General features: G+C 35.8%; 14 protein-coding genes and 1 pseudogene. 5 read left to right on the top strand and 10 right to left on the bottom strand.

Going from position 1 to position 21236, the window contains the following annotated elements:
* Positions 1–658 precede the first annotated feature (658 nt).
* The 5 genes and pseudogenes from SAGCYANO_RS22730 (at position 659) to mtnA (ending at position 5917) form a co-directional block, all read left to right on the top strand.
* Positions 659–1620, top strand: a pseudogene (locus SAGCYANO_RS22730) (aldo/keto reductase).
* A gap of 128 nt (positions 1621–1748) precedes the next feature.
* Positions 1749–1901: a hypothetical protein gene (locus SAGCYANO_RS22725; RefSeq protein WP_237396530.1), complete on the top strand. Its 153-nt coding sequence runs from the start codon at positions 1749–1751 to the stop codon at positions 1899–1901.
* A gap of 809 nt (positions 1902–2710) precedes the next feature.
* Complete coding sequence (locus tag SAGCYANO_RS50580; RefSeq protein WP_202222152.1) at positions 2711–2860, top strand: hypothetical protein; 150 nt, start codon at positions 2711–2713, stop codon at positions 2858–2860.
* A 126-nt stretch (positions 2861–2986) separates the two neighbouring features.
* A complete protein-coding gene (locus tag SAGCYANO_RS22715) occupies positions 2987–4273 on the top strand; it encodes an NAD(P)/FAD-dependent oxidoreductase (RefSeq protein ID WP_202222151.1) in 1287 nt (428 codons plus the stop codon).
* A 597-nt stretch (positions 4274–4870) separates the two neighbouring features.
* On the top strand, positions 4871–5917 hold the full coding sequence (gene mtnA / locus SAGCYANO_RS22710; protein WP_202222150.1) for an S-methyl-5-thioribose-1-phosphate isomerase: 1047 nt from the start codon (positions 4871–4873) through the stop codon (positions 5915–5917).
* Positions 5918–6819: 902 nt separating this feature from the next.
* Here mtnA and SAGCYANO_RS22705 read toward each other — a convergent pair.
* From SAGCYANO_RS22705 to SAGCYANO_RS22665, 10 genes are all read right to left on the bottom strand, one after another.
* Positions 6820–8703, bottom strand: coding sequence for a serine/threonine-protein kinase (locus SAGCYANO_RS22705; protein ID WP_202222149.1), 1884 nt, complete (start codon positions 8701–8703; stop codon positions 6820–6822).
* A gap of 558 nt (positions 8704–9261) precedes the next feature.
* Positions 9262–11166 (bottom strand): serine/threonine-protein kinase, encoded by a 1905-nt coding sequence (locus tag SAGCYANO_RS22700; RefSeq protein ID WP_202222148.1) that lies wholly within the window; start codon positions 11164–11166, stop codon positions 9262–9264.
* Between the two features lie 288 nt (positions 11167–11454).
* The gene (locus SAGCYANO_RS22695; RefSeq protein ID WP_202222147.1) at positions 11455–12732 is read right to left on the bottom strand and encodes an O-antigen ligase; all 1278 of its coding nucleotides are present in this window, start codon (positions 12730–12732) and stop codon (positions 11455–11457) included.
* Between the two features lie 1069 nt (positions 12733–13801).
* Positions 13802–15622 carry a hypothetical protein gene (locus SAGCYANO_RS22690; RefSeq protein WP_237396529.1) on the bottom strand — a complete coding sequence of 607 codons (1821 nt, stop codon included), beginning with the start codon at positions 15620–15622 and terminating at the stop codon, positions 13802–13804.
* Between the two features lie 86 nt (positions 15623–15708).
* Complete coding sequence (locus tag SAGCYANO_RS22685) at positions 15709–16878, bottom strand: hypothetical protein (protein ID WP_202222145.1); 1170 nt, start codon at positions 16876–16878, stop codon at positions 15709–15711.
* 343 nt (positions 16879–17221) lie between these two features.
* A complete protein-coding gene (locus SAGCYANO_RS22680; RefSeq protein ID WP_202222144.1) occupies positions 17222–18391 on the bottom strand; it encodes a hypothetical protein in 1170 nt (389 codons plus the stop codon).
* Positions 18392–18926: 535 nt separating this feature from the next.
* A complete protein-coding gene (locus tag SAGCYANO_RS22675; RefSeq protein ID WP_202222143.1) occupies positions 18927–19523 on the bottom strand; it encodes a hypothetical protein in 597 nt (198 codons plus the stop codon).
* A 307-nt stretch (positions 19524–19830) separates the two neighbouring features.
* Positions 19831–20427: a hypothetical protein gene (locus tag SAGCYANO_RS22670; RefSeq protein ID WP_202222142.1), complete on the bottom strand. Its 597-nt coding sequence runs from the start codon at positions 20425–20427 to the stop codon at positions 19831–19833.
* Between the two features lie 149 nt (positions 20428–20576).
* Positions 20577–20708 (bottom strand): hypothetical protein, encoded by a 132-nt coding sequence (locus SAGCYANO_RS47920; protein WP_255502658.1) that lies wholly within the window; start codon positions 20706–20708, stop codon positions 20577–20579.
* A gap of 240 nt (positions 20709–20948) precedes the next feature.
* The gene (locus SAGCYANO_RS22665) at positions 20949–21218 is read right to left on the bottom strand and encodes a hypothetical protein (protein WP_237396528.1); all 270 of its coding nucleotides are present in this window, start codon (positions 21216–21218) and stop codon (positions 20949–20951) included.
* Positions 21219–21236: the final 18 nt, after the last annotated feature.

Raw genomic sequence — 21236 nt, 5'->3', positions numbered from 1 at the left:
CTCTTTAAAGATTTTTATAATCGCAATTTTTTACGGATCGCTTTAGCTTTACCGAATAATTAATAATTAAATAATTCGCGCCTTGAAGTCTCCCCTTTTAAAGGGAAAAAAGCGGTCGTTAGCGGAGCTTCCGTAGGGTGGGATGGCGAGGTCTCGGAGCCATATTCAATCGACCAAGAAAAGAAATAATATTTCCTTATTTTCAATCAAGGACGGTTTTAACCAGAGGTAATTATCAATTATCCATTATCCATTATCAATTAATGAACTATCTACATTTTAACTCTGTCTATTACTAAATGCCCAAGTTTATTTGAAAAAATTATGCTTTGAGTCAAATTGCTGTCGTGAATTTACAGAAATTTAGGTTAAATATAAAGATAGAGTCTCAGTAATTATTTCAAAATGCTTTTTCTCTTCATAAACTTCATAAAATAGACTAAGGACAACCAAGATAATGTCTATTTGTCTAGACATTATTTTCCCCAAACAAATTGTCTAAATAAGAAAAAAAGTATTCAATGCTTAGTAATAAAAATTATCCAATTCATTGATATATAAATTAACAATTAGGATACCTAAAATACAATCGTAACTCTTGACTTAATGCACAATATGTTATAGCTATAATTATACTCAAAATAATTAGGAGACGATGATGGAGAAGCGAAAATTAGGTAACTCAGAAATTGAAATTACCCCAATCATTATGGGTACATGGCAAGCTGGAAAAAAGATGTGGGTGGGAATTGAAGATTCTGAAACTATCAAAGGAATAAGAGCGGCTGTTGATGCAGGTATCACCACAATTGATACTGCTGAAATTTATGGGGATGGTTACTCAGAACGAATAGTTGCTCAAGCAGTCGGAGATATTCGAGAAAAAGTAATTTTAGCAAGCAAAGTTTTTCCCAATCATCTCAAATATGACCAAGTAATAGAAGCTTGCGATCGCTCCCTCAAAAACCTGAAAACTGATTATATTGACCTCTATCAAATTCACTGGCCATCTGGCTCATTTAATAGTGAAATTGTACCAATTGCAGAAACAATGAATGCTCTAAATAAACTGAAAGAGCAGGGGAAAATTCGAGCAATTGGTGTGTCTAACTTTTCTGGCGAACAAACAGCAGAAGCAGCTCAATATGGTCAAATTGATAGTACTCAACCACCCTATTCTTTATTCTGGCGAAAAATAGAAAAAGAAGAAATGCCTTACTGTGTTGAAAATAATATTTCTATTATTGCTTATTCTTCATTAGCACAGGGATTATTAACAGGTAAATTCGGACCTGACCATAAATTTGCTGAAGGCGACCATCGTGCTAAAAATAGACTTTTTATATCAAAGAAAACTACGAACGAGTGCAAACATCCTTAGAAAAACTGCGTCCTATTGCGGAAAGTAAACAATGCAGTTTAGCTCAACTAGCGATCGCCTGGTTAATAGCTCAACCCCAGACAAATGCTATCGTTGGAGCAAGAAATGCCGAACAAGCGACTGCTAATGCTAAAGCTGGAGATGTTAAATTATCTGAGAATGAGCTAGCAGAAATTGATGCGATCGGACGGATAGTCACAGATTCTTTAGACGATCGCCCTGTCATGTGGGATTTTTGAAGCAGGTTGTAGGTGAGTAATACCATTCTCAAAAATTTTTCTACAACGGAAACGCACCCTACTAGCGCTCTTTCAAACCCGTAGGGACGTTGCATGCAACGTCCCTACATTATGGGTGTAATATAGACTTGAGACAAATTATGGGGGATGGGGGGATGGGGAGATGGGGGATGGGGAGATGGGAACCCACCTCTAACCCCTCCGAGGAGGGGAATATCGAGAAATATTTGGTAATGGTTGAAGATGGAACATTTTTTACGTGCCGAATTAAACGGATTTGATATAAGTCCTGATAAATTTGGGTAAAATTACTGAGCTTGTAAATCCTATCAAGTAAATTTAAGTAAAATCACTGAACTTGCAAATCCTAAAGTTCTATAGTATACTCAATAAAACCTAAAAATCAAGGAAAATATATAATGGATCAAACATTAGAATCTAAGGCTTCTCACAGTGCGACTACTGTTAATCGCTGTTCCCGAACAAACCTGTTGAATTTAAACAGCTCTAATTCACTGGTTCAAGCGGTTTTAGGTGATTGTCCTGATTGTGGCCTAGACCCCTGCGAGTGCTAGAGTCATGTGCTAAATACTACTTTTATTTGTCTGGGTACATCTATAAAAATATTTAAGGACTTACGCACGCACGCATACGAAATTATAGACCATTTGTAGGGGTTAACGGCCGTTAACCCCTACTATGTTTGGTGGTTATGCTTCAACAATTAATAATTAACAATTAATAATTAATAATTAACAATTACCTCTCCTTTAAAAGAAGAGGATTGATTCAAAGGAAAATTTTTCTTTATTATCCTCTTCAAAGGGTAGGCTTTAAACCACAATTTTTCGGTAAGTCCTGTATAGTTTCTATTAGTTTGAATTTATCCTAATTTTTTCCATCTTTAATCTTGAGTAAAATTTGAGAATAATTATAATTTTTATATCTTCAATTTCAATTTTTTTTATTCAAAATAATAATAAGAATCATTATGATTTTTTGCTGTTAAAAAATGTAAATTTGACTTCCAATTCTATAAATATCAGTTAAGCTGAAAGTAAAGAATAAGAATAATAAGGAAGAAGAAATCATGACAACTGTAGTTGAAATGAAATGTGCTTGTGAACCCTGTGTTTGTCTAGTATCCACTGAAACAGCCGTAAAGAGATTTAATTATAAATATCACTATAGCAATGTGCGCTGGGATATTTACAAATTGCAGGAGGTGTCCAATAGCTAAAATCTTATATTATAAGCTTTTTATTCCCCCTGTTGCCTGTTGCCTATTGCCTGTTGCCTGCGCGCAGCGCTATACATCTACAGGACTACCAGATATCTGACTAAACCGTATTTAGTATCATAAATTATGAATAGTAGAAATGATTTTAATGTAGTAGTTATTGGAGCGGGTCCGGCAGGTTGTCAATGTGCTAGAAGTTTGGCAAAATTGGGACGCAAAGTTTTATTGGTTGAACAACACGAAACATTTAATAAAAATGACTTTTCTAGTGCAGCAACTCCTCAAAAAACTCTCGATAAATTTGATTTGCCAAAAACAGTAGTCGGTAGTTATTGGCAGAAAATTAGTATTGTGACAACTAATATTAATCATACCTGGGCATCACCAAAAATATTAGGAGCAGTTTTAAATTTTGCCAAACTTAGAGAATTTTTGGCGGGAGAAGTGGAAAGTTATGGCGGTAAAGTTTGGATGGGTTGTCGCTACATTAGACATTTTCAAGAAGAGGGAAAAACTATTGTAGAAATGAGGCGTTTCGGAGGTGAAAAATTTACTGTTAGTACAGAAGTTTTGGTTGATGCAACGGGACCAGCAAGAGCAGTAATGTATGACAAAAAAAGTAGGCAACCTGAATTTTTAACTGCTGCAGGAATTGAATATTTAATCGAAGTTGAAGGAAGAGAATATGATAAATACGCTAAGGATTTAATTTTTTTCTTAGGTCATAAATGGATGCCAAAAGGTTATTCTTGGATTTTTCCTATGGAGGCAGAAAAGCACAGATTAAAAATAGGTGTGGCGCGGTTTAATTTAGAACATCAACAAATAGTTGAAACCAAATCTATGAGATGGTATCTAGAACTATTGATTAAAGATTATATGAAACTTGAGGAGTATGAATTAATTGATTCTCATGGTTCAACTGTTAGGTATTCTGTGGGATTAAAGGATCTTTATTACCAAGATAATATTATTGCTATTGGTGATGCTGTTTCTACTATTAATATGTTGGGTGGGGAAGGAATTAGACATGGTATGGATAATGCAGAAATTGCTAGTAAGTATATAGAAAAATATCTTGATAAACGCTTATCTAGTTTTCGTTCCTACCAAAGAGAAATGCAGAGAATATATGCTATTAAATGGAACATTTCTGAACAAATGGGGCGCAGGAGATATATGCAAGATAGTGATGAGTTGATTGATAAAGGAGTGAATTATTTAAAATCTTTGACAGTAGAGGATATGATGAATATTTTATTTGTATACAATTTTCAAAAGTTGTATAAAGGATTGGGTAAATATTTACAACGCAAGCTAAAATTAGGGTGGCAACAAATACAAGCATTCAGCGGTCAACTATCAGCTATCAGCTATGAATTATTAACTCATTATTTTGATAGGAAGAATTAGATATCTCCAGAAAAGAGGGATTTAACAATTAATAATTAATAATTAATAATTAATAATTACCTCTCCTTTAAAACGGATAGGATTGACTCAAAGGAAAATTTTTCTTCTCTTGGTCTCATGGATATGGCGAGGAGACCTCGCTATCCCTCGACCGCTTATTATCCCCTTCAAAGGGGAGGCTTTAAACCACAATTTTTCGCTAAGGAGTAGTAGGGGGAAAGAATTGATAATTTCTGTGGGATAATTAATTTGATTTTTTATTATTGGAGATGTCTATTTAAAATTACCGAAAAATTCAGGTATAAAGCCTCTCCATTCATGGAGAAAAAAGCGGTCGTTTTGCTACGCAACATGTAAAGCGTAGCTTCCCGAAGGGTGGGATGGCGATCTTCGGAGCGGCTCTGATAAGAGCGGGTCTCGGAGCCATATCCAATCGACCAAGAGAAGAAAAAAATCCTTTTATCCTCTTATTTATAAGAAGAGGTAATTCTAAATTCTAAATTATAAATTCTAAATTCTTGAATGTAATTGTTGGGTTGCGCTGTCGCTTAACCCAACCTACTATATTGATTATCTATTGATATATGGGGAAAATTTATGATGTCTAAAATCACAGAAGTTAATCCTATTATCTGGCAAAATGACCGTGTTTTATTAATTGACCAAACTTGCCTACCTGGAGAATATAAAACTTTAGAAATTAATAATTCTACGGAAATGGCAAGAGCTATTAAAACAATGATAGTTCGTGGGGCACCAGCTATTGGTGTATCAGCAGCTTATGGTATGTATTTAGGGGCGAAAGAAATTTCTTTAACTGATAGAAATGAGTTCTTAAAACAGTTAGAAGAAGTGGCTGTTATGTTACGACAAACTCGCCCAACTGCTGTTAATTTATTTTGGGCAATTGAACGAATGTTGAAAGTAGCAAATAATACCACTGGGTCTGTAGAAGAAATTCAAACGGCTTTATTAGAAACTGCTAAAAATATTCAAGCAGAAGATTTACAGACTTGTCAAGCTATAGGCGATCGCGGGGTAGAAGTTTTACCGACTTCTCCAGAAAAATTGAATATTTTAACTCACTGTAATGCTGGTGCTTTAGCTACTGCTGGTTATGGTACAGCATTGGGTGTTATTCGTTCAGCATGGCGAGAGGGAAGGTTAGCAAAAGTCTACGCGGATGAAACTCGTCCCCGTCTCCAAGGTGCAAAACTCACGACTTGGGAATGCGTGCAAGAAAATATTCCTGTCACCTTAATAAGTGATAATATGGCTGCTCACTGTATGAAACAAGGTTTAATTCATGCTGTAGTGGTTGGAGCTGATAGAATTGCTGCTAACGGAGATACTGCTAATAAAATTGGTACTTATAGTTTAGCGATCGTTGCTAAAGAACATAATATTCCTTTTTTTGTGGCAGCACCTCTATCAACAATAGACTTCAAAATATCTGATGGCAGTCAAATACCAATTGAAGAGAGAGATGCGGTGGAAATATATCAAGTAGGAGAAACACGCATTTGTCCGGAAGGAGTAGAATTTTATAATCCTGCATTTGATGTTACCCCTGCGGAATTAATTGCAGGAATTATGACAGAATATGGTACAGTTGCGCCGGGAGATTTAAAACAGTTTCTATAGCAGAAGGAAGAAGGAAGAGGGAAGAAGGAAGAAGGAAGAGGGAAGGGGAAAGGGGGAAGGGGGAAAAATTTGGCGTTGTCTGAGTTTTACTTTTGATATGTCCGCGCCTTTTCCTTCGACTAGGCTCGTAGTTGGGCTTTAGCCTTTACAATACTTAGTATTAGGGCTAAAGCACAACTACAAACAAAAACTTTATTATAATACCATTTTTAAAAAGAATGTTACTAATAATAAGCACCAGAAAAAGACTTTCAGATAAAGTCTGTTTTACGAAAAAGGTAATTTGCAACATCAAAAATGGTATTAAATCTATCCATTCTGCATTCTAAATTATAAATTATAAATTATAAATTATAAATTATAATAAATATCCTAACTATTTGTAGCAAACATTTATCAATTTGGTATAACTTATTATTTCAGGACTTACGCACCAAACGCCATATCTAGTAGGGGCGAATGGCATTTGCCCCCTACAGATAGCGTATTGTCTAATAATTTGTGTAAGTCCTGTATTTAATAGTTTTCTCAACCACGATCGAAGTTTCAAATTTATGGTTGTGCAGAGCGTAAAGTGTGGGATAAGTAAGTATGGCTGGCGAATCTAATCTAAAAGCACTGATATATAAAGCCTTAGCGCATTTTGGTCGCGAAGGGGGTGCAAATATTTAAGCTTCTTGGACCAAAAAGTTAGGAAAAGATACAGGTAGAATTATTCCTCCTACTTTCTCAGCTCTCTCCACCCTCCCCACATTCCCCTCCACGGTCGGGGGAGGGGCTAGGGTGGGTCCTCACATTCCCCTCCCAGGAGGTTAGGGGTGGGTCCCCACACGAACCACACTTTCTTGACGCACAACCAAATTTATTCAGTAAAGCCTTATTAAAAGCACTTATTTAACCTCTTATTCACAACGCCAAATTTTTACGGTATTGTCACTACTTCCACTCACAATTGTATTATCATAACTACTAATTGCTACAGAATTTACATCCTTAGAATGCCCGTTTAAAGTCTTAATAACTTCTCCAGTTTCCATATTCCAAATCTTAATAGTTTTATCTGCACTGCCACTAATTATTGTTTTTTTATCCAAACAAATTACAGACCTAACCCAATCAGAATGCCCAGTAATTGTTTTAATTAATTTGGATTTTTCTACAGACCATAATTTAATTGTTTTGTCACTACTACCACTGACTAAAACTTTACCATCAGGACTAAAAGCAATTGTATTAATATCTCTACTATGTCCGATTAATTTATCTATAAGATTACCTGTTTCTACTTCCCATAATTTAATTACATTATCGCTACTACCACTAGCTAGAATTTTACCATCCGGACTAAAAGCAACTACATTAATGCCACGAGAATTTTTGATGCTGTACAAAAGTTGACAAGTTTTTTGATGCCAAATTTTTATAGTCCTGTCGTCACTGCCACTGGCAATAAAATCTCCATTTGGGCTAAATACTACTGGCATTGAAACAATAGAATTAGAATGTCTGGATAAACTGCAACTTATCGTACCTGTAGCTAAATCCCAAATATTAATAATTCCACCAACATTGCCAATAGCTAGGATATTACTTTTAGGATTAAAGGCAATTGATAAAACTATATTAGAAGCTATAAAAGAGTCTAATAATTCTCCTGTAGATAATTTCCATAATTTAATTGTCCGGTCAAAACTACCACTAGCAATCATTTGATTATCTGGGCTAATAGCAACTGATGAAACTGAACTTAAATGACCGGAAATAGTTTGAGGTTTTCCCCAAGAATAAAGATGTAATCCTGGTACATAATTTGTATCTTTGAGAGAAATTTTTGGGAATGAAAGTTTGAGTAAAGATGGTGTAGGTGGGGATGGTAATTTTCCATGATTCAAATCTTTTAAAACATCTGTGGCAGATTTATAACGTTTATTTGTAGCTTCAGCAATTAATTTATCGAGAATATTTCCCAATTCTTCGCTAATCGGATTATCTATTAAATAATCTCGCCATACCCATTTATTTTCTCCAGTATCAAATAGTTTAAATGGAGAAATATTGGTTAGTAAATTGATACAGGTTACGCCTAAACTGTATAGGTCACTGGCAAAATTTACTCTACCTTTGAGTTGTTCTGGGGCTGCATATTCAGGAGTACATACAATTGTGCCTGGTTTAAATATTGGAGTTCCAGTTAACTGTTTTGCTAGATCAAAATCTACTAATACAAATTGACCTTTTATTCCGCCTTGATAAGCAGAATTTGATGGTAAACGACGAATAATATTTTCAGGTTTAATATCTCGATGAATAATTTTGTGAGAGTGAATAAATTCTAGCACTGGCAGCAGACTATTTAATAATTCTCGAATTTGATATTCGGAAAATATTCCCTCTGTTTCTAAAACTTGAGTTAAATTTTTTCCAGGAATAAACTCTTGGACTAAATATTGACAATAATCATCATGTAAATTTGCTAATAATTCAGCTATTTGAGGATGTTTTCCTAAAATATCTAGTTTTTCTGCTTCTTCTTCAAACAAAGCGATCGCTCTTTTTATATCTACTTCATTTTGTGAGATGAAATAAAATTGTTTAATTATACATGGTGGTTTAGAAGGTTTGTCTTGATCTACTGCTAAATAAGTTTTGCTGAAGCCTCCTTGACCAATCAGTTTAATGGCCCTATAGCGGTCTTTTAGAAATAGCATAGAATCACAAGCTAAACAGATTCTAGCTTCTGGTGGAGAATTAGGATTTTGGCAATTTTCTTTAAGGCAGTAATTCATATTTTTTTCTACTCTTCTAACGATAAAATTTAGTCAGCACACCCGATAATTTAGTTCTAATCCCAAAGTATTATACTTCCTGTATAAATACCCTTTCTTCTAGACTCCTAAAAAGGGTAAGCATTCCGCAGGAAATGCTTACTAAAAAGGTGCTTTAGAAGAGCTTAATTGACATAATAATAATTTTTGGCTTTTGGCTTTTGGCTTTTGGCTTTTGGCTTTTGACTTTTGACTTAAAAAAACCTGTATAAATACCCTTTCTTCTAGACTCCTAAAAAGGTACTTTAGAAGAGCTTAATTGACATAATAATAATTTTTGACTTTTGACTTTTTATTTTTAACTTTTGACTTTTGACTTAAAAAAGGTGCTTTAGAAGAGCTTAATTAACATAATCAGGATTTACGCACGGACACTAAATCGAGTGAGGGCGAATGCCATTTAGGGCGAATGCCATTCGCCCCTACATATGACGTTTTAAAGGTTAATTTGCGTAAGTCCTGATAATAATAATTTTTAACTTTTAACTTTTAACTTTTGACTTTTGACTTTTGACTTAATTACTCCTTTCGCCAAATTTTAATTGTATTATCGCTACTACCACTAGCTAAACTCTTTCCGTCCTGAGAAAAAGTAACAGAATTAACATATTTTGAATGACCTTCTAAATTAGCTATTTGCTGACCCGTTTCCCAATGCCAAATCTTAATAGTTTCATCTTCACTACCACTAGCAATAATATCTCCTTGAGGACTAAAAGCTATAGCACAAATATCTCTTGAATGTCCTTCCAAAGTATTTAATATTTCACCTTGGTCTATTTGCCAAACTTTAATATTTCGATCGCCACTACAACTACTAACTAAAGTTTTACCATCACAGCTAAAAGCAACCCCATAAACATAATGTATCCCTTGATAATAATTGCATAGAGTCTGAACAGCATTACCTAAATTGAGATCCCATAATTTAATCGTATTATCTTCACTTCCGCTCGCCAAAGTTTTACCATCAGGACTAAAAGCAACCGCACGCACCGGACGTGAATGACCAGTCAAAGTCATTATCACTTTCCCATAGCTAGGTTCATAAATATCGTCCCCAAGTTGCCAAAGTTTAACATCATTATCCTTACTTGCACTAGCCAAAATTTTGCCATCCGGACTGAAAGCGATCGCCGTTACTCCCTTAGAATGACCAAAATATTCTCCCAGACTCCAGTCACCAAGAATACAAAGAAGTTTCCCTGTGTTAACTTCCCAAAGTCTAATAGTTTTATCCTCACTCCCACTAGCTAATATTTTGCCATCCCGACTAAAAGCAACAGAGTTGACATAACCCGAATGTCCAAACATAGTCAATATTTCTCTGCCACTATCTACTTGCCACAACTTAACCGTTTCATCCTCACTCCCACTCGCCACAATATTGTCATCAGGACTAAAAGCAACGGAGCAAACCCACTTTTGATGACCAGTGAGAGTATGTAGACATTTCCAAGTTTGAGTCGGTAGGGGTTCAGGTGTAACCTCCGGTGTTTGGATAGCAGTTTTATCTTGAATATGAGTCAAGTTGACTTGAGTATTAGCATTTAAAGTTTTGATGACTTCATAAACAGACTGATAGCGACGGTTAATAGCATTTTCCACCAGTTTATCTAAAACATAACCCAACTGTTCGCTCACAGAATTACTCTTTAAATAACGTCGCCACACCCAAGTACCCTCACCCACATCAAATAACTCAAATGGGGAAATGTTGGTCAAAAGATGTAAGCAAGTTACCCCCAAACTATATAAGTCACTAGCAAATACTGCTTTGCCTCGGTTTTGTTCGGGGGGAGTATATTCAGGAGTACCAATAGTAGTACCTGTTTTCAACAGTGCCGTACCGAGAGCATATTTGGCAGCACCAAAATCTACTAATACTAACTGACTGTCATTGTTTTGACGACGAATAATATTGTCTGGTTTGATGTCGCGGTGAATAACGTTGTGAGAGTGGATAAATTGCAGGACTGGCAGTAAATTATTGAGTAAAGCTTTAATTTTCTCTTCATTGTAAGGCCCTTCGACTGCTAGAGCTTGGCCTAAATTTTGTCCGGCGATGAATTCTTGCACTAAATATTGTCGCCCATCCTGGGTAAAGTGGGCCATTAATTCGGGAATTTGGGAATGTCTGCCCAATTCGTCTAATCTTGTAGCTTCTTTTTCAAAGAGTTCGGCAGCTTTGCTGATATTGTTTGTGCCTTGGGATGCTGGAAAAAATTGTTTAATTACGCAATAAGGTTTGGAAGGTTTGTCTTCGTCGATAGCTAAGAATGTTCTGCCAAAACCTCCTTGTCCAATGAGGTTAAGGGGACGATAGCGGTCTTTGAGTAGTAGTTTTGAGCCACAGTTTTGACAATATATATTCCAGTCTGGGTTTTGGGGAATTTGACAGTTGGGGTTGAGGCAATGACTCATGCCGATATTTTGAGCTAAGGATAATATTGATTATATTTTGCTTAGGAATTTTTGATTGAAGTTAATAGTAAGATTTCTTGAGATATTTATAATTTTTACCAATTAAGACAGTTTTTTTATAAAATACTATAGTCTTTTTCAGAATTGGCTTAAGTTAAGCATAAATTAATTTTTCTTGCCTTTTGTGTGGAGTAGCATTCGCGATCGCTTTTGTAGAAGGAAGAAGAAATTTTGGTTTAATTTATAGGGACTAATGGTCGATCAAAATTAAGCTTTTGGCCAGTCAAATCATCTTGCTTTTGTAACTGATATGAATTTAACAGACATAGACCACCAAGCAATATGGGTAAACTGAGCGCATTCAAACCAGGTGAAAGTAAAAACTAAATAGGCGATCGCTACTACTAACATTTTCTGGTTTGACGATCTAACAAGGATAAAAATATAGTATCCCCACAATGCCATATAAGATAACATTCCCAATATACCAACAGATAAAATAGTATCCAGAATTAAATTATGAGCTTTATAAGTAGGCAATGGCAAAGTACGCAGTTTTCCATTTTTAGCAACTATATCGTAACTGACATTACCCAAACGAACTACATTTGGCGTGTTCTTTTTCGATAGTAGATCGGGATAAGCAATACCGAAACCATTGAAACCCCAACCAAATAAAGGGCGTTTGCTCATGCCACGATTTGCTAGCTCCCACAGATATATTCTGTCTGAAGTTATTTGTTTGATGAAAGATAAACCGGAAATTTGTCTGGTAGTAGAAGTGAAACCAATAACCAGTAAAAAAACTAAAACGATAGGGATTAATTGTTGGTAATATTTCCTGCCACATAAGTATAAAATTCCTACTATGACAGCAAAAAGAGCCATTCGAGTATTAGCAAACAGTAGCGCTATAGTTATCGGAATTATTATCGCCACAGTTGTCTTCAATGACACCCATCTAAGCTGTCTGCTAGCAACAGCCATAATTCCAATTGCTGCCAACACAAATGCTGCATGACCGCGATGAGAGTAGAAACCAATAGGTTGATGATTCTGAAAAATAGTGCTAACTAGGATGTTATTTCGCAATAGTTGTCCGGTTGTTGCAGTATAGTCAATACGCCAGTCGATAAGTTGGGGAAAGATGCTGAAAGCGAGAATAATTCCACCAATGAGAAAACCGTAGAGTTGAGCGAGCAATAGTTGTGGGTATTGTCTCAAGATAAGAGTATTACTGAGAGTGAAAGTAGCGATGAGCAACCAGTAGAGCAAACCATCTCCCATCTGGTCTTGACCGAAGAGAGAACGGAGGGGAAATGGACTGAGGATAGTAGAAATTAATCCGATAAACAGAAATATTTCCCAGAGGAATTTGGCAGTAAACCAACTTTTGGGAACTTGTAGAGTTTCCCAATTTTTCCTGAGTAGGTAGAGATTGAAGATGACGATGATAGCAAGTGCAAAACATTTTGGCTGAGTCCAGATTTCTCCCCGACTGCTTCCCCAAGGATTAATGATAACTATACTGAGGGTAAATAATATAGTGTAGATTATTTTCGTCATGGCAATAGTAGTGGAATATGTAGGTTGGGTTGCGCTGCCGCTTAACCCAACACAACAAACTTATTGTCTGGTTTCTTGAACATCAACCTAATAGCAAGAAAGTTAAAGCTTCAATCCCCCCAAACCCCCCTTGGTCAGAGGGCCATTGGTGGAATATGTAGTAGACTGACACAGCTAAAACTGTGCACTCTTATTTTTATTTCTAGTTGTCTTTATCTCTTCTACTCCCCCACTCCCCACTCCCCCACTCCCCCACTCCCCTACTCCCTAATGCACAATTTAAGGTGTGTCGGTCCAGTAGGTTGGGTTAAGCGGCAGCGCAACCCAACAGAATAAAGTTGTTGTCGGGTCAACCTAATACCAAGAAGCTTAAAACTTCCATAAGCTTCGATCCCCCCAAACCCCCCTTTCCAAGGGGGGCTTAATCATTAGATATAAATCAAAACTTTATTCAATTGGTGGAATATGTAGTAGACTGACACAGCTAAAACTGTGCACTCTTATTTTTATTTATAGGTGTCTTGATCTCCCTACTCCCCCACTCCCCCACTCCCCTACTCCCTACTCCCTAATGCACCATTTAAGGTGTGTCAGTCCAGTAGCTTGGGTTAAGCGTCGGAGCGCAACCCAACAAAATTGTTGTGTTGTCTGGTTTCCTGAACATCAACCTAATAGCAAGAAAGTTAAAGCTTCAATCCCCCCAAACCCCCCTTGGTCAGAGGGGCTTAATCATTGGGTATAAATCAAAACTTTATTCAATTGGTGGAATATGTAGGTTGGGTTAAGCGTCGGAGCGCAACCCAACAAAATTGTTGTGTTGTCTGGTTTCCTGAAGATCAACTTAATAGCAAGAAAGTTAAAGCTTCAATCCCCCCAAACCCCCCTTGGCAAGGGGGCTTAATCATGTAGATATTTAATTTAGTAAAAATACTTGCGATCGCCAACTTCGCGATAGTGTAATGAAGTAATCTCTTAGTCTTGAAAATAGTTATGATGCGAATAACTATGAGGACATTTTTAACCAGAGGTAATTATCAATTATCAATTATCCATTATCCATTAATGAATCCTACTTCCGATTCCTCAAACCGATAATTTTCCACACTCCAAAAGCACACAATACTATTAAACCCCAAATCGAATTTGATTCTGGGGTTTTCTTTGGCGTTTCTTCTTCAGTTACTATCGGACGCATTTTAAAACTACCTACATTTTTATCGAACGCTAATTGAATCGGAAAATACGTTTCTACTGTATCGCCGATGAAATAATCAATATCAGTAACTTTAAATCTGGAAACACCTGCACCTAGTAAGGAAACAAAATCTACTCTATCTCCAGGACTAAACTCTCCCAAAATCATATCGTCAACCATGACCGTAAACAAATCGTCTTCACCCACAGGAAAATCTAGAATTTCCGTAAACAGGGTGTTATCGGTGGCAACAAATTCAAATCCTTTCTCTATGGGAGGGTCATACCAGCGACAACCGGGAACATTAGAGAAAGTTTGCCAACCATCAGAGTCGATGCTACTGGGAAGTATGGGGTTTTGTTGGGTACGACCTGGTGTATCTTCTACGTCACCGCCGTCCTCGTTACCAACGATAATGCCTCCACCACCGCTACCACCAACAATGATACCTCCACCACCACTACCACCGACTATAACACTGCCACTGTTATTTTCTTGACTGCCAGTATTTAGTGGGAAATCTTCAGCATCGTAGACATTGACATAAAGTTCGTAGTTACCCTCATCTTCTCCACGACGACCACCATCAGCAGCGCTAACAGATAAATTGATAGTGCCATTGCTAGAGACAGTACCTAATACTGAGGAAGCAAAACCATTACCAACGTGACTGCTGTTGTCGTCAGCTCCGAGGAAACGGCCGTCATCATTGTATCCGCTGAGGTATGTATTAGGGTTGCATTGGTTGGAGGGGAGGTCATTATTAGTCCAGGCGTGAAAGGTTGCTCCAGGAGTTAGGCCGTCTAGGTAAAAGTTGTCTCTTTCTGTGCCAGATGATAGGCTATCAGAGAATTTTTTGGTGACTACACATTCACTCTCACCACTATCGCTAACAAGTACACCACCGCCACCGCTACCGCCCAAACTATGTTGGCTGCCAGGTGGACAAGCAGGATTTGGATTTTGTTTCTTCCCCGATACTTGGTTTTTCCAACCCCACCTGATTCCATTATAAATCTTGACTGTCTGGGGAGCAATCTCCTCAACCAAATACAATTCAGCAAAAAAGTAATGATTTTCTTCAACGTTAGGGTTGTACGGTCGATCTAAAAAGTAGTCCGTTCCTGCTGCGTAATAAGTGTCGTAGTATGGGTTTTGTGTCATTCCTGTTGGAATGTCAATTATGTCAGTGAAAACTCCATCTTCAATTGGGTTGTAGTTACTTCTGACCCGTTGAATCCAGTGAACTTGGTTTCCTGTAGGATCGTTGTCTTTAGGTTGGTAGTTTAAGCGGAAAAAAGCTCCTACTCCTCCTTGTATAGCTGGAAATCCTCCTGCTCCACAGTTAGTTTGTGGAGCACATGCAAAATAATGCTCTATATCAAAACTACCTGATAAATCGCTCGTTGCAGAGGAAAAGTTCCAATTAGGAAAAGTATCTGTTAGCGTTTGCATAAATCCTTCTGTTCCTCCTCTTTTGATTTCCCTTACTTGACCTGCAAAAAAGATTGAACGGGGATCGTAAAACGGCCAAGCATTTAATTCAGTAATACCTTGTCTACCGTCTGGGAAGCGGTAACGCTGCGAGTATCTGTAAAACGAGCTAGCACCTGGTTGTCGTGGTGTAATAGTAAACGCACTGCTTGAGGGAGTTGCAGCAAGCGTAAACACTAAGCTCGTTGTTAGCCCTGTCATAAAGTATTTTTGTAATTGCACTTTTTCTTACCTGTTCTCTTAGTTAAATTAATCAAAAACAAACATAAACTCTAAGGGTAGTAGAGTTAAAATGTACGGAAGCAAAACCCTACAAAAGGGGTAGATATTCTTCCCATCCAAATATTTTCTATTAATCTTGTATTTTTTATTTCTCGTTCATATATTGTTGCTATTTCAAACTTGTTGTTATACGTAAACCTAATCTGATATGTTCCCGGTTTAAAAATTTCAAAACTCAGGAAGCCACCATCTCCTAAAGCAATACTTAGTGTAAATCGATCGCCTTTAAACTCGAATAAAGCTTTCGGAAAAAAGGTAAGGTTCTTTCCTGGTAGGACTAGCGGAAAATCTGATTCTTTTGGACTTTTAACTCCTAGAAGTCGATATATTCCAGACACAATTTGACCATTTGGTGTTACAATTTCCCCACTTAATGTGCGATAAAAGCTAAAACGAAGGGAGTTTGGAGTATTATTATTAATTCTAATGCCAATCTGTACAGGAATCCTAATATCACCTTTTTTTTCTGGGAAAGTCAATACCGTTTCTGGCAGTATAGTTTCAAAGCGGATACCATCTACTTCTATTGCTCGATTATTTGGCTTAGTGAGTTCAACCAAGCGTAAATTTACAAAAGAAGTTGTTAAGCGATCACCTTTTATTGGTTTTTTATTTATCGTCTGGAAAGGAAACTTTACAGGCTTAAGTTTTGTTTGATTGCTAGATTCATATATAAATCTGAGTTGATAATTTTCCGGTTTTAGTGAATCAAAAAATGAGTTGTTAATTAACAAGTGTAACTGTAGTAAATCTTTTTCCCAATAAATTTTAGCAGCAATGGGGATGGATATTGCTGTTTTGGGATTCACCCAGGAAGCACTTCTTTTTTCAAGATCATCAATTAAACTTGACAGAAAATCGACTACTTTATTGACTAAGTTATCTCTTCGATAAGGTATGTTATCTTCTGCATAGATTTCCCTATTTTGGGAGGTTAATTTTTTTTCCAAAACTTTACCATCGGATGCTATTAGTTCTGGAGTAATTATTGGATCGGGATGAATTTTCCAAGGTTTTAATGTCTGATTAGTCAACTTCAGCCATAATCGAAAAGAAATATTTGCTAGTGGGGTTCTTTCTGGAATTGGCAATACTATTAAGCTTGGTTCCCATATTTCTAATAGTATGCTATTTGCTTCATTATTATTATTGTCAAAAGGTTCCGCTGATTTCATTTAGGTTAACCTGTTAATGGGTGTACACAACGACTTGAAATCAAGTATCAGGCTATTCATGTAGCTTAATTTCAGGAATTAACTTACTCTTTGATCGGCTTTCTACTTAATAATAAAGGTACTCGCTAACTAAATCTACAGTAATCATACCAAACTTTAGATTTATTTAATCTCTCTAAACATCTGTATTTCCTCTCTAGTTTTACCGATTTATTTGTGATAATAATCAGAAAAATGGTTGCAAATCACATTAGTGAATATTTTTCAAGGGAATGTTTTTAATTGCTATAGACATGACTTATAAGTTTAAAAAAATTTCCAAAAATTAGCTGACTTAAAATGACTAGATTTCTAAATCTAATTCTACAGGAGGTACTAACACCATTCCTCTCCAAAGTTTTTTGAATGATATTCCCTTGTTTGTAGTCCGGTCATATACTGTTGTTTGTGCAGATTTATTTTTATATATTAATTGAAGCAAATATCTACCTGCTTTGAGATTGTCAAAAATCCAATACCCTCCATCTCCAGCAACTATTTTGAGTCGAAATTGATCGTCATTTTTCCACGATAATTTGGCATCAGGAAAGAAAGTAATACTTTTTCCTGGCACTGCTAAAAGTAAATCGGATACTAATATCCTTTTCAAAAAATTGCTGGTGTAATGCTTCTCTACTATTTGGCCATTTGGGGTGATAAGTTCAGGAATTAGTGTGCTGTAAAAATTAAAATAAAAGTCAGTATTACTGTTATTTGTAATCCGAATACCAATTTTTACTGATGTTTCTACACCAGATTTTTTCTCTGGTAAACTTAATACCGTTTCTGGCAGTGTAGTTTCAAAGCGGATACCATCTACTTCTATTGCTCGATTATTTGGCTTAGTGAGTTCAACAAAGCGTAAATTTACAAAAGAAGTTGTTAAGCGTTCGCCTTTTATTGGTTTTTTATTTATCGTCTGGAAAGGAAACTTTACAGGCTTAAGTTTTGTTTGATTGCTAGATTCATACATAAATCTGAGTTGGTAATTTTCTGGTTTTAGTGCATCAAAAAATGAGTTGTTAGTTGACAAGTGTAACTGTAGTAAATCTTTTTCCCAAGAAATTCTAGCAGTAATGGGGATGCATGTTGCTGTTTTGGGACTCAACCACGAAATACCTCTTCTGGCAAGATAATCAATTAAATTTGACACAAAATCGACTACTTTGTTGACTAAGTTATCTCTTCGATAAGGTATGTTATCTTCTGCATATATTTCTCTATTTTGGGTGGTTAATTTTCTCTCCAAAACTTTACCATCGGATGACATTAGTTCTGGAGTAATTATTGGATCGGGATTAATTTTCCAAGGTTTTCCTGTCTGATTAGTCAACTTCAGCCGTAATCGAAAAGAAATATTTGCCAGTGGCGTTCTTTCTGGAATGGGCAATACTATTAAACTTGGTTCCCATATTTCTAAGCGTATGCTATTTGCTTCATCATTATTATTGTCAAAAAGTTCTGCTGATTTCATTTAGGTTAACCTGTTAATGGGTGTACACAACGATTTGAAATCAAGTATCAGGCTATTCATGTAGCTTAATTTCAGGAATTAACTTACTCTTTGATCGGCTTTCTACTTAATAATAAAGGTACTCGCTAACTAAATCTACAGTAATCATACCGAATTTTAGATTTACTTAATCTCTCTAAACATCTGTATTTCCTCTCTAGTTTTACCGAATAATTAAGGTTTAAAGCCTCTCCTTTTAAGGAGAAACAAGAAAAAATTTTCCTTTGATTCAATCCTCTTCCTTTTAGGGAGAGGTAATTATCAATTATCCATTATCAATTATCAATTATTGAACGATTTATTTGTCATAATAATCAGAAAACTGGTTGCCAATCACAAATGACTAAATTTATAAATATAATTCTACAAGGGGTACTAACACCATTCCTTTCCAAAGCTTTCCATTTAAAAAAACTGTTCTGCTTTGAGTATCCTAAGTTCCAAAAATGGAGTTATCGCTTGATGTTTATTTCTGTAATAATATAATTTTTAAACCTTAATTATTGACTAACCAAATATCTACAAACGGAGTTAATACTTGACCCGTCCACAATCCTTCTATTACTTGAGTTTGTTTGTTAAGAAAGTCATAGCATTCTTTAGTATCTTTCTGATTTTCATATATCAACCGCAGTTTATACCCTTCTGAATGGAGAGGTTGAATAAGTAATCTCTCACCTCCAAATGAGGTAGTGAAACCATAGTTTTTACCACAAAGCCAACAGATATTGGCATCAAGAAAAAAGCTGATACTTTCTCCCGGTATAGCTAAAATAAAATCAGATTTTAGTGGTGAAACGGGGCTAAACCACCCTATATCAAATGGTACACTTACACCATCTTTAGCCCTAATAATCTCAGGAAATAATGCAAAATAAAAACTAAAGTAAAGAGGGCGATCGCTGTTATTAGTAATCCTAATTCCTATCTCCACCGGATATCCTGGGGACGGATGTAAGGGTGGTTTTGATAGATGTTTTCCTATGTCCGAAAGTTTTTGAAGAATGTCTTTTTTAGGCAGAGTTAATACTCGTTTGGGTACAATGATTTCAAAGCGAACACCATTAACTTCGATAAAATTGTTTTCATTCATATTACCTAAATATTACTTGTATCAGCCAATAAAATCTACAGTAATTCTACCAAACTTTAGATTTATTTAATGTCTCTAAACATCTGTATTTCCTCTCTAGTTTTACCGATTTATTTGTCATAATAATCAGAAAACTGCTTGCCAATCACAAATGACTAAATTTATAAATGTAATTCTACAAGGGGTACTAACACCATTCCTTTCCAAAGCTTTCCATTTAAAAAACTGTTCTGCTTTGAGTATCCTAAGTTCCAAAAATGGAGTTATCGCTTGATGTTTATTTCTGTAATAATATAATTTTTAAACCTTAATTATTGACTAACCAAATATCTACAAACGGAGTTAATACTTGACCCGTCCATAACCCTTCTATTACTTGAGTTTTTTTGGTAATGGAATCATATAGCTGTTTAGTTTCTTTTTGATTTTCATATGTAAATCGAAGCTGATACCACCCTAAATCAAGAGGTTCAAAAACAAACTGACCACCACTTATAACCATGCTAATTCCATAATTGTTGCCACAAAGCCAACAGATTTTGGTATCAAGAAAAAAGCCGGTACTTTCTCCAGGCATAGTTAAAGCTAAATCTGCTTCCTTTACTCCAGCAAGACTTATCCAACCCCCACTTATTTCTACAATTTCACCAGTTTCCGCTCTAATAAGTTCTGGAAATAATACAAAATTGAAAATAAAGTAAAGAGGGCGATCGCTATTATTGGTAATCCTAATTCCTATCTCTACCGGATATCCTGGGGAAGGATGTAAGGGCGGTGTTAATAGATGTTTTCCTATGTATGAAAGTTTTTGAAGAATGTCTTTTTTAGGCAGAGTTAATACTCGTTTGGGTACAATGGTTTCAAAGCGAACACCATTAACTTCGATAAAGTTGCTTTCGTTCATATTTCATAAAATATCTCTATCTGTATAAGTATACAATCTGAAATTAATTATACAAATAACAAAAGCCGTTAGTGTAGGTTGATTACCAGAATTAAACTGCTTTTTCAGCTTCCTACCTAATCATAATAATAAATACTAGCCGATAAAATCTATTGAAAAGAAATATTTGCTAGTGAAGTTCTTTCTGGAATGGGCAATACTATTAAACTTGGTTCCCATATTTCTAAGCGTATGCTATTTGCTTCATTATTATTATTGTCAAAAGATTCTGCTGGTTTCATTTAGGTTAAGCTGTTAATTAGTGTACACAACGACTTTAAATGTGGGTATGCGATCGTAAATGCTACAGCAGACTGACGAGTAAGTACAACAACCTTGTTTGTTGTCAGGAATTTTTTCAAATACCCTCGCAATTGCATTTTTTATTTCTCCTTTAATAGTAATAAATGAATGTTTGCTTTTTTTCACTCCATGGAATTATTACTCGATATCTATTCCTGTTAACATCTAATTTTTCAATCTTAATTATTGACTAAGCAAATATCTACAAATGGAGTTAATACTTGACCCGTCCACAATCCTTCTATTACTTGAGTTTGTTTGTTAAGAAAGTCATAGCATTCTTTAGTATCTTTCTGATTTTCATATCTCAACCGCAGTTTATACCGTTCTGAATGGAGAGGTTGAATAAGTAATCTCTCACCTCTAAATGAGGTACTAAAACCATAGTTTTTACCACAAAGCCAACAGATATTGACATCAAGAAAAAAGCTGATACTTAGCCCTGTCATAAAGTATTTTTGTAATTG

It is taken from the genome of Okeania sp. KiyG1, from assembly GCF_014132355.1.
In the GTDB taxonomy this organism is placed as follows: domain Bacteria; phylum Cyanobacteriota; class Cyanobacteriia; order Cyanobacteriales; family Microcoleaceae; genus Okeania.
The sequence above is the reverse complement of the archived record's forward strand: the minus strand, read 5'-3'. Positions and strand labels throughout refer to the sequence as shown.